13 protein-coding genes are annotated in these 15411 nt (G+C 38.5%); 9 read left to right on the top strand and 4 right to left on the bottom strand.

Going from position 1 to position 15411, the window contains the following annotated elements; all coding sequences use genetic code 11:
* Nucleotides 1–76: 76 nt before the first annotated feature.
* The gene (locus B9T35_RS03000) at nucleotides 77–2446 is read left to right on the top strand and encodes a hypothetical protein (protein ID WP_086189646.1); all 2370 of its coding nucleotides are present in this window, start codon (nucleotides 77–79) and stop codon (nucleotides 2444–2446) included.
* 127 nt (nucleotides 2447–2573) lie between these two features.
* Here B9T35_RS03000 and aroE read toward each other — a convergent pair whose 3' ends face one another.
* The 4 genes from aroE to ribA form a co-directional block, all read right to left on the bottom strand.
* A complete protein-coding gene (aroE, locus tag B9T35_RS02995) occupies nucleotides 2574–3362 on the bottom strand; it encodes a shikimate dehydrogenase (RefSeq protein WP_086189645.1) in 789 nt (262 codons plus the stop codon).
* A 167-nt stretch (nucleotides 3363–3529) separates the two neighbouring features.
* Entirely contained in the window at nucleotides 3530–3667 is a 138-nt protein-coding gene (locus B9T35_RS18370) for a hypothetical protein (protein ID WP_171264202.1), read from the bottom strand.
* A gap of 334 nt (nucleotides 3668–4001) precedes the next feature.
* A complete protein-coding gene (gene hemF / locus B9T35_RS02990; protein WP_086189644.1) occupies nucleotides 4002–4943 on the bottom strand; it encodes an oxygen-dependent coproporphyrinogen oxidase in 942 nt (313 codons plus the stop codon).
* A 151-nt stretch (nucleotides 4944–5094) separates the two neighbouring features.
* A complete protein-coding gene (gene ribA / locus B9T35_RS02985) occupies nucleotides 5095–5697 on the bottom strand; it encodes a GTP cyclohydrolase II (protein WP_171264201.1) in 603 nt (200 codons plus the stop codon).
* A 306-nt stretch (nucleotides 5698–6003) separates the two neighbouring features.
* On the opposite strand from ribA, the gene dxs reads away from it, so the two are divergent.
* From dxs to B9T35_RS02945, 8 genes are all read left to right on the top strand, one after another.
* The gene (dxs, locus tag B9T35_RS02980; RefSeq protein WP_086189642.1) at nucleotides 6004–7923 is read left to right on the top strand and encodes a 1-deoxy-D-xylulose-5-phosphate synthase; all 1920 of its coding nucleotides are present in this window, start codon (nucleotides 6004–6006) and stop codon (nucleotides 7921–7923) included.
* A gap of 119 nt (nucleotides 7924–8042) precedes the next feature.
* Nucleotides 8043–8873, top strand: a complete 831-nt coding sequence (locus B9T35_RS02975) for an inositol monophosphatase family protein (RefSeq protein WP_086189641.1) — start codon at nucleotides 8043–8045, stop codon at nucleotides 8871–8873.
* A gap of 73 nt (nucleotides 8874–8946) precedes the next feature.
* Entirely contained in the window at nucleotides 8947–9108 is a 162-nt protein-coding gene (locus tag B9T35_RS18600; RefSeq protein ID WP_228147068.1) for a shikimate kinase, read from the top strand.
* Between the two features lie 994 nt (nucleotides 9109–10102).
* Nucleotides 10103–12055 carry a DEAD/DEAH box helicase gene (locus B9T35_RS02965; RefSeq protein ID WP_086189640.1) on the top strand — a complete coding sequence of 651 codons (1953 nt, stop codon included), beginning with the start codon at nucleotides 10103–10105 and terminating at the stop codon, nucleotides 12053–12055.
* Between the two features lie 424 nt (nucleotides 12056–12479).
* Nucleotides 12480–13298: an ABC transporter ATP-binding protein gene (locus B9T35_RS02960; RefSeq protein WP_086189639.1), complete on the top strand. Its 819-nt coding sequence runs from the start codon at nucleotides 12480–12482 to the stop codon at nucleotides 13296–13298.
* On the top strand, nucleotides 13295–14074 hold the full coding sequence (gene mlaE / locus B9T35_RS02955; RefSeq protein WP_086189638.1) for a lipid asymmetry maintenance ABC transporter permease subunit MlaE: 780 nt from the start codon (nucleotides 13295–13297) through the stop codon (nucleotides 14072–14074). The genes B9T35_RS02960 and mlaE overlap by 4 nt, the downstream gene beginning before the upstream one ends.
* Nucleotides 14074–14748 carry an outer membrane lipid asymmetry maintenance protein MlaD gene (locus tag B9T35_RS02950; RefSeq protein ID WP_086189637.1) on the top strand — a complete coding sequence of 225 codons (675 nt, stop codon included), beginning with the start codon at nucleotides 14074–14076 and terminating at the stop codon, nucleotides 14746–14748. The genes mlaE and B9T35_RS02950 overlap by 1 nt, the downstream gene beginning before the upstream one ends.
* 20 nt (nucleotides 14749–14768) lie before the next feature.
* Nucleotides 14769–15398 (top strand): MlaC/ttg2D family ABC transporter substrate-binding protein, encoded by a 630-nt coding sequence (locus B9T35_RS02945; RefSeq protein ID WP_086189636.1) that lies wholly within the window; start codon nucleotides 14769–14771, stop codon nucleotides 15396–15398.
* Nucleotides 15399–15411 lie beyond the last annotated feature (13 nt).

Raw genomic sequence — 15411 nt, 5'->3', positions numbered from 1 at the left:
CTAAATATATATTGTGTCTATTTTATCGGCAATTTTGAATTTGTCATTATAAATAATAAGGTCTTGGAAGAATATTATGCGATTAAAATATTTAAGTTTATGTTTACTCGGACTGAGCTTGTCAGCTTGTTCTTCTCATGTCATTAAAACCAATACAAGTCCTGTGAATAGTATTGAACAAAGGGCTGCCAATGGCGTAAATGCCATGTATGAATACCCAAGTTATGATTATAATGGTCGTTTTAATGTGGCTTTAGATATCGATCAAAGCAAAAAAAACAGCCTAAACTCAACGACTCAACAACCCTTAGATACACGCTTAGAAAAGCAAATTAATGATTATTTGAAAGCTCAAAATATTGCTTTAACATCACAACAAAAACAAGATTTATACCAAGCCATTGCCAAGAAAGATCGGACATCGTCATCAAAAACTTTTGAGAAGTTTGGTCAGTCGATTATGGATCTTATCAGTACGATGCAATTTAGCTATGATGGTTCGGTGCATTATAAAGAGAAATTGGCATCTTTAAATTTAACTGCAAAATATGAAAAACCAACGCTTTTAGTCCAAGCGAAAGTACCGATGGTGCTTGATTTTCAGAATCATAAGTTTTACACCAATTATTTTGCTTTAATGCCGTATTTGGTCAATAAAGAAAGTCAAAATAGTTTTGCCTATATTGATTTCTCTAAATATAAGCATGAAATTGATCGGGTTGATTTTAAAAAACTAGTGGCTTATTTAAAACAATCGACAGCTTTGCCTTATTTATTGGCAGATCATCAACAGATTCAAAATATTAATTTAAGTGCACAAGATAAAGCACAAGGTGTGGTTGAAAAAATTCGCTTAAATGTTTCTTTGGAAGAAATGTTATTACAAATGCGTTTATTTGAATTGGTCAATAAGCCTTATTTTGCACAATCGATTGTGGGTATATCGAATGCTGAGCAAGCGAAGGACGCAACGAAGAATATCGAAGGAAAAGATGATGAAAGCTCTGATGACTTATCAGGTTTGGCAACGTATGGAATGAGCGCGGCAGAAGCGGAAGCATATCGTTCAAGCAAAAAGTTGTATAAGTTGGTGAGTCAACGCTTTGGTCATGATGATGAAGCGCAGTCTGATTCTGAGACAGAAATAGATGAAGAGGCTACAGCAACAGCAGAAGTGGTAAGCAATGAGAGTGACACTGTAATAGCAACTCAAACAGGTGCGACGACCAGTTTAAATGATTCGGAAGAAGAAACAACAGAAGATGGTTATTTAACAAAAACACAATGTGAAGCACTCATCACACAAAAAACTCAAGTGGCAATGGGCGATTTAACATTCTGTAATGCTGAATATAGAATTGATGTATTAAACAAAGACGCACAGTCAAAACAGAAGCCAACCATTTTTTCTACTGATACAACAGCATTGGATCATCTTTTTGAGCGATATGCCTCAACTGACTTTAAAGATGCAGAGACTTTTAAACAGTTGTGGAATAAACATCATGTTGAAATCAAAAAATATCTATCCGATGTTAAACCGCTCAATCCATTTGTGATTGATATTGGCTTAGATGCAAAAGGTCGTGCGGTTAAAATGGATTATGATGTCGCGTATTCTATTCAGGACTTAGGTAAATTCAAGCTTAAGGCGGATATGAATGTGTTGAATTATGGTCAAGGTACTGCAATTAATCGCGCTGAATTAAAAAATGCCAAGTCCATTGAGGAAGTAAGTAAAGGCTCAATGCTTGAAAATATGGTAAAAGGCTTTAGTAAATCTTTGGGTGTGTCTGATACAGATAAAAGTAAATCAAAACAGAATGTAGTTGCATCTTTAGATGATCAATTAGAACAGCTAGCGACACAGGTTTATGATCATTCAAAATCATATATCAAGACGTATCAAGCTGTTTTTATTATGAAGCTTACAGCAGAGCAGCCAGATGTAGTGAAGCATTATAGTACGCAAGAGCTAAATGAAATTGCACGAGTTTATGCCTATGGTTATGCAGGTGAAAGTATTTACAATCCAAAAGGCAAAGAGCTTGCTGAGCTAGAAAGCCTCGGTAAAAAGCATCATATTGAACGCAGTGAACAATATGATGATGAGGTGGGTGAAGAGACCTACAATATTGTGGTTAAAGCAATAAATGGTACTGCAGGTCGCCAAGAATGGAATACATTTGTACAGCAATACAAACAACCTCAAGCTATTTTTGCGCAGTATTATTATCAACAATTTCTGAAAGATGAAGATTTAGATCCATCACAAAAAGCCAGTTTAAAAGCAACATCTCAAATTCTAGCCAAAGCTTTTGAGGATTCAAGAAAGAATCAATTGACGATGAAATCAATTGAAAACTTGAAAGACGAAAGTACTGAATATATTGATTATGATCTGTATCGTACAGTGTATGAGAAAGTACAAAAATCAGTTCAGTAATAAGATCGTTAAGTAAAAAAGCCAGTCTATGTTTAGCAGACTGGCTTTTTTATACATCTAAAATTTAGATGTATTATTCTGCGTTTTAAAAGCCTTTTTATCTTTTTAAGACAGAGTTAGGCGGCTCCTATATAAAATCTTTTAAATTGGGTTTTACCCCATTCCAAATTGAAAATGCTTCAATTGCTTGTCCCACCAACATACCAAAACCTTCAGATGTAGGAACACCTCGGCTTTTGGCTTGATCCAAAAAGCTAGAAGGCTTGCCATACGCCATTTCATATGCATATTTAAAGTGTAAGTTATCAGGTAAAGCTAATACATCCCCAGATAAGCTGGCAGATGTGGCATTAATCACAAGGTCAAAATCACCTTGTAGCTGATCTAAGCCACATGCTTTAAGTTGCGCTTCGGGTACAGCATGTTGTAGATCTGAAATAAGCTGTTCAGCACGTGCTAAAGTACGATTTGCAATCACAATTTCTTTTGCACCCGCTTTAACCAATGGATAAATCACACCACGGGTCGCACCACCTGCACCAATAATTAAAATTTTACTCTTTATTAAATTCCAATCTAAAGCTTGAATCGCCTCAACTAAACCTTGCCCATCGGTATTATCACCATGTAGCATGCCATTTTGCATCCATAATGTATTTACAGCTTTGGCAATTTTTGCTCGTTCAGTCAGTTGCTCACATAAGGCAAAAGCTTGCTCTTTAAATGGCACAGTGACATTCATACCGATACCATTGTCAGCAAAAAATTGTTTTACACTGCTTTCAAAGCCATCGAGTGGCGCTAAACGTTGGGTGTAATTTAGATCAATTCCTGTTTTTTCAGCAAAAGCATGATGTAACTCAGGAGAACGGGATTGTTCAATCGGATTACCAATGACAGCAAATTGCTTACTCATGTGAAAATGTCCAAATTAGTAGAATTGAGATGGCAATAATATACGTGAATTCTGAGTAAGCGCCAAAGTATCTAAATGTTATTGTTTAATTTATTTTATTGGAATAATGATGTTGTTTTAGGGGGATATTAAAATACATATTTTAGAAGTACAAATAAAGAGTTATTTTATGGATTACAAATGGATTCAAGCGTTTCTAGAATAACAGCGGAAAATACAACGACAATCGCTAAACAGATAAATACACTAACCGCAATAGACACGCCATCCGTGACATCGTTTTCAAAAGAAAAAGTAGTTGCCATAGAGCAGAATAAAGAAAACAGCAGAGCAATAGACAATATAATTTTCTGATTCATTTTCAAATTCAACATCATTATTCGCTCTGTCGTGTACCCATATTCATCCGATTCAAAAATATTGCATCTTAGGATACATCTACTTTTGATCGATCAGTTGCGAAGTGTAGTCCGATGTTTGCCGGAATGATATTTAAAAATGAGAATGATTCTTAAAAATTGTGAGATTTCATTTCTGAAAATAAAATTAAAAGATGAATAGAATGAAAAGAAAAAATAAAAAGCGACCTTTTATTGGATGTGAATGGTGTCCCGCATCATTAAAAGGTCGCCAAGAATACTATTTAAGTTCTGCTAACCAATCCTGTGGTTTTAAATAATAATCGGTTAAACGTTTTTCAGGAGAATCAGCATCCCATTCAGGACGATAAGACCAGCCTGCTAAGTTGGGTAAACTCACTAAAATCGATTCAATTCTGCCACCTGTTTGCAAACCAAACAAAGTGCCACGGTCATAGACCAAATTATATTCTACATAGCGACCACGGCGGTAAATTTGGAACTCACGCTGTGCTTCGGTATAGGCTTTATCTTGGTTTCTCTTGAAGATGGGTAAGATGGCTTCTAAATAACCATTGCCTACAGCTTGAATATATTGAAAGCAAGTTTCGAAATCCCATTGATTTACATCATCAAAGAATAAACCACCCACACCACGCTGTTCATCACGATGTTTTAAATAAAAATAGTCATCACACCATTTTTTATGTTCAGCATAAACGTGATCACCAAAAGGGACACAAAGATCATGGGCTTTTTGATGCCAAGCCAACACATCTTCATCATTTGGGTAAAATGGTGTCAGATCAAAACCACCGCCAAACCACCAAATTGGTTCTTGTCCTTCAGGCTCTGCCACAAATAAACGAACATTAGCATGTGAGGTTGGGACATTCGGATTTTTAGGATGGATAACCAGAGATACACCCATGGCTTGTGCTTTTGCACCTGCAATTTGAGGATGTCGTTCGGTGGCTGAAGCAGGTAAATTTGAAATATTGATGTGAGAGAACATCACACCACCTTTTTCAATCACAGTGCCATTTTGCAAGACACGTGAACGACCACCGCCACCTTCAGGACGTTGCCAATCATCTATTTCAAACTGTGCAGTACCGCCACCTACTTGTTCCTGTTGTTCCAAAGCAGCACAAATACGTGCTTGTAAATCAAGAAGAAATTCACGTACGCGTTGAATATCCGCTGAAGTTGGATTCTGCATGATGACCCTCTCAGAGAGAATTTAAGAATGAAGATTTAATGACTAAATACATCAAAACACAAAACCATAAAAAAATTAAGGGATTTTTTAATCTTTTGTTAAAAAACCCCTATCATCGGTTTGATGTCATCTGAATGGTTAAAATAATGACTTAGAAGTCATCTTTCTGATACATATGCGACATACGATCATGCTTTGTTTTTAAATATTCAGCATTAAAAGGGTTTAAACCCACCGTAAGCGGAACACGATCAGTCACATCAATTCCCAAATCTTTTAAAGCAGCAAGTTTTAATGGATTGTTGGTAATTAACTTCACCTGTTCGATCTGCAAGTGTCCGAGCATGATGCTGCACATATCATATTTACGGGCATCCGCAGGTAAGTTCAGCAATAAATTGGCATCAACCGTATCATGGCCTTGATCTTGTAAAGCATAAGCGCGGATTTTATTGGTCAAACCGATACCACGTCCTTCTTGGCGTAGATATAAGATCACGCCTTGTCCTGCCTCATTAATCATTTGCATGGTGTTATGCAGTTGAGGACCACAATCACATTTTAATGAAGCAAAGGCATCGCCCGTTAAGCATTCAGAGTGAATTCTGACCAATACAGGTGCTGTCGGTGGCGTATCTAAGCCTTTAGAAAGTGCCACATGTTCTTCACCTGTTTTCGGATCTTGAAAGACCGTGATTTTAAAATCACCAAAAGCCGTTGGGAGTTTAGAGGTTGCAACAAATTCAATTGGCACTGGCGCATCCATTTATTGTTTAGAAATTGCTTTAAAGTATAGCCTAATGCTAGGACATTGGTAGAATTGCTCATCACGTTTTTTATACAAGAAAAATTCTTTTTTGTATAAAGAGAACGATAATAGTTGATAAGTAGTAAGATTATTCAGGATAATCACACTGAAGAGCACATGGCTTGCTAAGTACTTCTCAAAAAGCATCATTATAAGTGTGGCTGATTGGATGTGATATTATGCAATCTCACGATCGTGCTAACCCGTTTACCTAGCTTAGGATTTGCCAGGCTTTAGAAGGCTTTGCCACATATGTTGTATACAGAAATACCAACTCAACGTCCAGTTACACCATTGTTAGATGGAATTGATCATCCTCAACAATTGCGTGACCTAGAGCAAGACCAATTGGAACAAGTCTCGGATGAGTTGCGTCAATATATTTTATATGCTGCTGGTCAAAGTGGCGGGCATTTTGGTGCAAATCTGGGTGTCGTTGAACTGACAGTGGCTTTGCATTACTGTTTTAATACGCCAAATGACCGTTTGGTCTGGGATGTGGGTCATCAGGCTTATCCACATAAAGTACTCACAGGTCGCCGTGAACAAATTACAACAATACGTGCAAAAGATGGTTTAGCTGCTTTTCCAACACGTGAAGAATCAGAATTTGATACTTTTGGGGTAGGACATTCATCGACTGCAATTTCAGCAGGATTAGGAATGGCTTTAGCAAGTCGTTACCAAAAGAGTTTGCGTGAAGTTGTGGCAATTGTCGGTGATGGTGCAATGACTGCTGGAATGGCTTTTGAAGCCATGAATGATGCTGTGGCACATCATGCTGATTTAATTGTGGTCTTAAACGACAATGATATGTCGATTTCATGTAGTACAGGTGGTTTCGCAAAACACCTCGCTGCGATTTGGGAAAAAGGTCAGTCTGTTCATATTGATGAGAATGGTGATGCGTTCATTCAATCTCATCCAGATTGTTGGGACTACAATTCACGTTTACATCAATCTGCCACAGATGCAGCAGATAATTTATTTAAAGCGATTGGCTTTGATTATTTTGGTCCATTTGATGGGCATGATGTTAAGCAATTAGCGAACGTATTTGATGCCTTGAAAAAACGTAAAGGGCCACGTTTAATTCATATTTATACCGTCAAAGGCAAGGGCTTTGCACCTGCTGAAGCTGAACAAATTAAATACCATGCCATTGGCAAAGTGAATGCTGCTCAATCGACTTCGAAAGCACCTAAATATGCCGATGTGTTTGGGCAGTGGTTATGCGACCAAGCTGAGCTAGATGATAAATTGCTAGCGATTACACCAGCAATGTGTGAAGGTTCAGGTATGGTGGAATTTGCCAAAGCTTATCCTGAACGCTATTTTGATGTCGCGATTGCAGAACAACATGCAGTGACTTTAGCTGCGGGTATGGCATGTGAAGGTTTAAAACCCGTTGTTGCGATTTATTCAACATTCTTACAACGTGGTTATGACCAACTGATTCATGATGTCGCATTACAAAACTTAGATGTTACTTTTGGGATTGATCGTGCTGGCTTGGTAGGTGAGGATGGCCCAACGCATGCAGGTGCATACGATTATGCCTATATGCGTACTGTTCCCAATATGGTAATCATGGCACCAAAAGACGAAAATGAATGTCGTCAGATGTTGCATACGGCTTATTTATACAAAGGCCCTGCTGCTGTGCGTTATCCACGCGGAGTAGGCATGGGTGTAGAAATTCAAAAGCAAATGACTCAGCTTGAGATGGGCAAAGCAGAAGTTGTGGCGAGTTTTAATACATCTAATAATGCAGGGCATGATGAACACATCAGTATTCTTGCATTTGGTAGTCGTGTTCAAGCTTCCATTGTTGCTGCTGAAAAGTTTGCACAAGCGCATGACTTGGCTGTCAAAGTCGTTAATATGCGATTTGTGAAACCTCTAGATGAAACACTTATTTCTCAATTGGCTGAACATACCAGTTTATTCGTGACTGTTGAAGAACATGCGGTGATGGCAGGTGCAGGTAGTGCTGTAAATGAATATTTGGCACATGCTCAAATTTTAAAGCCAATGTTAAACTTAGGTTTAGCCGATGACTTTATGGCTCAAGCCACGCATGAGCAAATGCTTCAACAAGCTGGATTGGATGCAGCAGGTATTCAAAACTCGATTGAAAAAGCATGGTTGAAGCTAATGCAAACCGTGTAAATACAATGATGTAAAAATTTAGAAATATTTTTTCCCTAAAAGCGCCGATATTTGTTAAAATATTGGCGCTTTTATGCATTATTCTTTATCAGTATCTTCAGATTTGTAGTGAGTGTTCAATGGAACCTATGGTGGTTATGGCTGCGCGCGCGGCTCAATTAGTTGGTCAAGAGCTTTTAAAGGCGCATCAAAATCGTCATAAACTCGATCTACAAGTCGAAGAAAAAGGGATTGATGGTCCTGTTACACGTGTAGATCGCTATTTAGAACAATTGACGATTGATACACTGAAAAAAAGCTATAAAAATCACAGCTTCCATGGTGAAGAGTTTGGTCTACAAGAAGGTAAAGGTCACGATGCTGATTGGTGTTGGGTAATTGATCCACTTGATGGCACTTTAAACTTTATTAATGCATTCCCTCATTTTTGTATTTCTATTGCTGTTCAGCATAAAGGGATCACTCAACACGGCGTTATTTATGACCCTGTGAAAGATGAGTTATTCTCTGCAAGTCGTGGTCGTGGTGCCATGATGAACCAACGCCGTATTCGTGTAAATGTAAAAGATAGCCTTGAAAATACATTCATGGGTGTTGGACATGCTTATCGTGCGAAACGCAATGGTGAAGTAATTTCTTATGCAAAAAACCATTTTGAATCGCTTCTTAAAGTAACCGAAGCGGGTGCTCAATACCGCCGTTCAGGTTCTGCTGCTTTAGATTTAGCTTATGTTGCTGCGGGTCGTTTTGATGGTTACTTTGAACTTGGTTTAAAACCATGGGATATCGCTGCGGGTGAACTTCTTGTGAAAGAAGCGGGCGGTACTGTTGTAGATGCACGCGGTGGTGCGGATTCTATGGAAAATGGTCAAGTGATTGCTTGTTCAATGAAAATGTTAAAACCGCTTATGCAAACTGTTGTTCCTGCATGGGGCGATGCTGCTAAATAAGCAGACGAATTTGTTAGATAAAAACCCTCCGAATATGTGAGGGTTTTTTTATAAAAAGAATAGGCAGATTTGTATGATCATACATTTTATTGGTTTGGGTGGAGTAGGGAAAACAACAACAGCGAAGCTACTTGCCCAGCAACTAAAATTAGATTGTTATGCTTTAGATGAATACTTCATGCAAGTTGAAGGAGATATTTCACAGTTCATACAGAAATATGGTTATCACTCTTAGACAAAGCGAAATTTTGAATTCTATTTAGAGCTTAAGCAAAGTATTTATAATAGTGTATTGAGTATTATTGTGTGCTCATTAGGATTCATGACTTATTTCAGATCAGACCCATTTAGAGTACATACAAACAAAACAAGAAATTGAATATCATCTACCGACTTTTCTTTTAATGCCATCATTGGAGTTAGAGGAATGTGTCAATATTCTTATCAAAAGACAAATATATAGAGAGTATCTACATACAACTCTGGAAAAAGAAGAGGTGAAAATTAGAAAACGGTTTCAGCTTTACTCAAATTTAAATTGTGAAATAATTTTGACAGATAATGAACCGAATAAAACTGTTGAAAAAATAAGGATGAAAATATCTCAATTGATCGATAATGAAACCTAAAATTTATTATCCGAATAGATATGATAAAAAGGGAAATCATCAATCGTATGATTTGGTTTCTCACATCAAGTCTTTTAATTTCTCCTTCTGGAAAAACTATAAACTCATACACGATACGTATTATTGAGTATTGTATTGAAGCTGTGACTAATATCTTAGATAGAATTGTTTTGGATCATTGATATCTTAATAGGTGAAAAATAGGTTGCACATTTAATTGATCAATTGTGTTAAAAATAAAATATTCTAATTAAACAGTGCATAAGCTAGATATACAGGAAAAAACAATAAAACTTGGTGACATTATTAAAAATTCTGCTATAATCCGCCCACGCACTAAATTTCGTTCATTACCTGAACATTTCTCTTCTATATTGTGTATGCGCGTCCGGTCCCAAGAGAGGACAATATTTCGCGCCCCACCCAATCGCTTAAGCGATTCCTTCAGGTTGCGGCTGTTATCAAATGTGCGTTATACGCATCGTCGTTCTCGGATCGCCGCTGATTCTATATTTTCAGCGATTATTGCTGTGCCGCTTTTTGCCGATGTCCATCAGACCATATATTTAATGGAGCACCCACATTAGGGTGAATACCTCTATGAGCAAAACTTTTGCTGACTTTTCTTTAGACGAATCTCTTCAAAAGGCCCTTGAAAGCCTAGGTTTTACTGCACCTACAACAGTACAAGAACAAGCGATTCCTGCAGCTATGGAAGGTAAAGACCTTCTCGTATCAAGCCAAACTGGTTCTGGTAAAACTGCTGCATTTTTACTTCCTACATTAAATGCTTTAGCGGGTGAAGACACGCTAAACTCATTTAAAGATCGCATGAAAGCGGTTACTCAGCCAAATATTTTGGTGATTTCACCTACTCGTGAACTTGCACAGCAAGTATGTCAAGATGCAATCGCACTTGTACGTCACATGAAAGGTGTTCGTGTTGCTGCAATCATGGGTGGTATGCCTTTTGGTAAACAAATCCAGCAATTAAAAGGTGCACAAGTTGTAGTAGCGACTCCAGGTCGTTTACTTGATCTTGTAAACCGTCGTCAAATTAAACTTGATTTAGTTGATGCTTTAATTGTCGATGAAGCTGACCGTATGCTTGATCTAGGTTTCTCTGAAGACCTAGAAGCAATCAGCGATTTGGCTTTAAATCGTAAACAAACATTAATGTTCTCTGCAACATTTGCACCACGTATTATTAGTCTTGCTGAACGCATGATGAAAGATCCTGTACGTATCGCAATTGAAACAGGTCATTCTACAAATACTGATATTACACAGACTTTACATTGGACTGATGGCTTTGAGCATAAGAAAAAATTGCTTACGCATTGGTTAAGTGCTGATGATGTAGATCAGGCAGTTGTTTTTGCTTCAACTCAAGAAGACACCGATATGCTTGCTGAAGAGCTTGCAGAAGCAGGTCTTTCAGTTGTAGCGCTTCATGGTGCTATGCCACAAACTGTACGTAACCGTCGTTTACGCAGTATCCGTGAAGGTCGTGCAAAAATCCTAGTTGCAACAGATGTAGCAGCTCGTGGTCTTGACGTACCAACAATTTCACACGTAATTAACTTTGGTCTTCCAATGAAGAACGAAGATTATGTACATCGTATCGGTCGTACAGGTCGTGCAGGTCGTACTGGTAAAGCAATTACATTAGCGACTTACCGTGAACGCGGTAAAATTCGTGCATTAGAAGAATATTTAGAAGCGCGTTTAAACGTTTCTGAAATCGAAGGTCTTGAGCCTTCTCCACCTCCTGCACGCGGTAGTCGTGATGGTGGCGGTCGTGGTCGTGATGGCGGCGGTCGTGGTCGTGATGGCGGTCGTGGCGGTTTCGGCGGTGGTCGTGATGGCGGTCGTGGTCGTGATGGCGGTGGTCGTAGCTTCGGTGGCGAAAGCAGCTTTAAACGTCGTGAAGGCGGTGATGATCGTCCTAAGCGTGATTATGGTGATCGTCCAGCGCGTCCTGCATTTGGTGGTGATGATCGTCCTAAGCGTGATTTCGGTGATCGTCCAGCTCCACGTCGTGAAGGCGGTTTTGGTGATCGTCCACAACGTTCGTTTGATGACCGTCCAAAACGTGATTTCGGTGATCGTCCAGCTCCACGTCGTGAAGGCGGTTTTGGTGATCGTCCACAACGTTCTTTCGATGATCGTCCTAAGCGTGATTTCGGTGATCGTCCAGCACGTCCAGCGTTTGGTGACAAACCACGTTCGGCTGATGACAACCGTGGTAACCGTGTAGATTACAAACCAAGTGGTGATCGTCCACAACGTTCGTTTGATGACCGTCCAAAACGTGATTTTGGTGATCGTCCAGCTCCACGTCGTGAAGGCGGTTTTGGTGATCGTCCACAACGTTCTTTCGATGATCGTCCTAAGCGTGATTTCGGTGATCGTCCAGCACGTCCAGCGTTTGGTGATGACCGTCCAAAACGTACTTTCGGTGGTGAAGATCGCCCTAAACGTGAATTTAATTCAGATCGTCCACGCCGTGAAGGTGGTGAAGATCGTCCACGTCGTAAATTTAACGACTAATCGTTAGATTTATCGATATAAAAAACCAGTCTTCGGACTGGTTTTTTATTGTCCAAAATATTTGCACTTATTAAATAAAAGTGTATACTTTGTCATGGTTTGGATATAAAAAGATAATTATGGATAATAAAAATTCGTTGCAAATGTGTGGGGACGCCAATTTTGGAGCTATTATGTTTTATCTTTTTTCAGTTTTATTAATCTCAAATATTACTTATTTTGCTTACAGTATGTTGTCTTAAACAAATAAATAGCTGTGCCTAATAAAAATAAGTATATCAATTTAAAATCAATAAAATAATAACAAACAGTTTTTCTGCATAAAAATGATACAATAGTTCGCGATTTGTTATCCTTTTATAACAACAAATTTCAGTGGGTTCGGAGTATAGTAGTCGAGCTGAAAAATGCAGGAAATGTTCATATGAATAATCAAACGCTTCCCGATGGTCAAGCTTTAATTGAAGTTAGAAATTTAAGCTTTAACCGTGGTGAACGTGTCATTTATGATAATGTTAATTTAAAAATTCGTCGTGGACAAATTACCGCAATTATGGGGCCATCTGGGACAGGAAAAACTACATTGCTTCGATTGATTGGTGGGCAATTGACACCAGATCACGGTGAAGTCTTATTAGATGGTACAAATATTGCGAGTATGTCGCGTTCAGAATTGTTCGCTGCACGCGCTCGAATGGGGATGTTATTTCAAAGTGGTGCATTATTTACAGATATGCCAGTCTATGAAAATGTCGCATTTCCAATTCGGGCACATACCAAACTCCCTGAAAACTTAATCGCAGAATTAGTGGCATTAAAATTAGAATCTGTGGGTTTACGTGGTGCAGAACAATTGATGCCTGCTGAATTATCAGGTGGTATGAATCGTCGTGTGGCATTGGCTCGTGCAATTGCGCTTGATCCAGATTTGATCATGTATGATGAACCCTTTGCTGGACAAGATCCAATTGTGATGGGTGTGCTAACGCGTTTAATTCGTTCTTTACGTGATGCTTTGGATTTAACTTCTATCATTGTCTCGCATGATGTGTCTGAAACGCTTTCTATTGCTGATTATATTTATGTGGTCGCAGAAGGTAAGGTTCAGGGCGAAGGTACGCCGAATGAGTTGCGTGTACATGCTTCACCTTTTGTGCAACAGTTTTTGACAGGTTCTATGGAAGGTCCTGTAGATTATCAGTTTAGCCATAAAGCCTATTTAGATAATGAGGTGCGTTCATGAATGCAATTGCCTTATTAGGTAGACGCGTAATTGAACGTGTTGAAGGCATTGGTGTAGCAGCTTTAATGTTGTTACGAATTTTATGCTCAATACCAACACTATTGGGTGTGAAGTTATTTATTTATCAGATGTATCGAGTAGGTGTTTTATCACTGCTTATTATTTCTGTATCTGGTTTATTCATCGGTGCCGTACTTGGTTTACAGATGTATAGCATTCTAGTCAATTTCGGCAGTGAAGCGATGTTGGGAACAGCGGTATCCTTAACATTATTCCGCGAATTGGCACCTGTAGTCGCTGCATTATTATTTGCTGGTCGTGCGGGTTCAGCATTAACAGCTGAAATTGGCTTAATGAAAGCAACAGAACAACTTTCCAGTATGGAAATGATTGGGGTTGATCCATTAAAACGTGTGGTTTCACCGCGTTTATGGGCAGGAATTATTAGTTTACCGATGTTATCTGTTATTTTTGCTGCCATTGGTGTGATGGGCGGTAAAATGGTGGGTGTTGACTTTTTAGGTGCCGATGAAGGCTCTTATTGGGGCGGCATACTGAATAGCGTTGATTTTTATAAAGATGTTTTGAATGGTACGATTATTAAAAGTTTTGTATTTGCTTTGATTTGTACTTGGATTGCTGTGTATCAGGGTTATGCATGTGAGCCGACATCTGAAGGTATTGCGACATCTACAACACGTACAGTCGTTTATTCATCACTCTGTGTTTTAGGTTTTGATTTTGTGTTGACTGCGGTCATGTTTGGAGGTGTTTAATGAAATCACGTGCAAGTGAATTGGCCGTAGGTATATTTGTCGTTATCTTTGGTATTGCATTATTTTTTATTGCAATGAAAGTGAGTGGTTTAGTCGGTACAAATTTAAAAGACAGCTATAGCATGACAGCGACTTTTGACAATGTGAATGGCTTAAAACCGAAAGCAAAAGTCAGTATGAGCGGTGTTAAAATTGGTGAAGTTGAATCGATTAGTTTAGACCCTGTCACCCGTTTAGCGACGGTTACGTTTGATTTGGATGGTCAATTAACCACATTTAATGCAGCACAATTAAAAACTGTTGAACAAAATGCTTTAGATGAATTGCATTACAGCTCAGATTATAAGTCTGCTGATCCTGCGCAACAAAAAACTATGGAACAGCAACTGTTAGCTAACATGAAATCCATCACCAGTATTGATGAAGATGCTTACATTATGGTTGCAACTAATGGTTTATTGGGCGAGAAATATTTGAAAGTTGTACCTGGTGGCGGATTGAATTTCCTTAAACGTGGTGGCCGTATCTCAAATACTCAAGGCACAATGGATCTTGAAGATTTAATTACTAAATTTATTACTGGTGGTGCAGGGAAATCTGTAGGTGGTACAACAGATTCGAAAGATGCTACTACACCTGAAACTACAGATGCCCAAACATCATTTGCTGAATAGCATTAGAGGAGTTATTGAAAATGAATATGTTATTAAAACAAACTTTGACTGCAAGTGTATTAGCAACAATGCTAGCAGGTACAGCTTTTGCTGCACCAGCAGAAGCACCACCAGCATTTATTAAACGTGTTGCAGATGGCTTAATTACACGCTTAAAAGCAGATCATAATAAATTGCAAAATAACCCAGCAGCGGTTAAAGCGATTGTTCGTCAAAATTTAGACCCATTTGTTGACTCACAATCATTCACACGTATTGTGCTTGGAACTTATGCGACCAATCAAAATAGTACAGCAGCGCAACGTGCACAGTTTGAACAAAATTTCCGTGAAACGTTAATTGAAAACTATGGTTCTGCTTTTGCGAAATATAGTAATCAAAATTATTCAATGCGCCCGTATAAAGCAACAGATAGTCAGTTTCCAGTTGTGACACTTGATTTTAGTAATAATGGTGAAAAAATTCCTGTGTCTTTCCAATTGGTAGACAAAGGCACACAATGGAAAATTCGTAATATCAATGTTTCTGGTATTGATCTAGGTTTGCAATTCCGTAATCAGTTTGCTGCTAACGTAAAACGTAATGGTGGTAATTTAGATAAAGCAATTGCGACATTCCAACCAGATGCTGACGCAGCTGTTAAAAAATAAATAAAGATAGGTG

Source organism: Acinetobacter sp. ANC 3832 (assembly GCF_002135415.1).
In the GTDB taxonomy this organism is placed as follows: domain Bacteria; phylum Pseudomonadota; class Gammaproteobacteria; order Pseudomonadales; family Moraxellaceae; genus Acinetobacter.
Note: the sequence above shows the minus strand (reverse complement) of the source record. Positions and strands in the feature narration are given on the sequence as shown.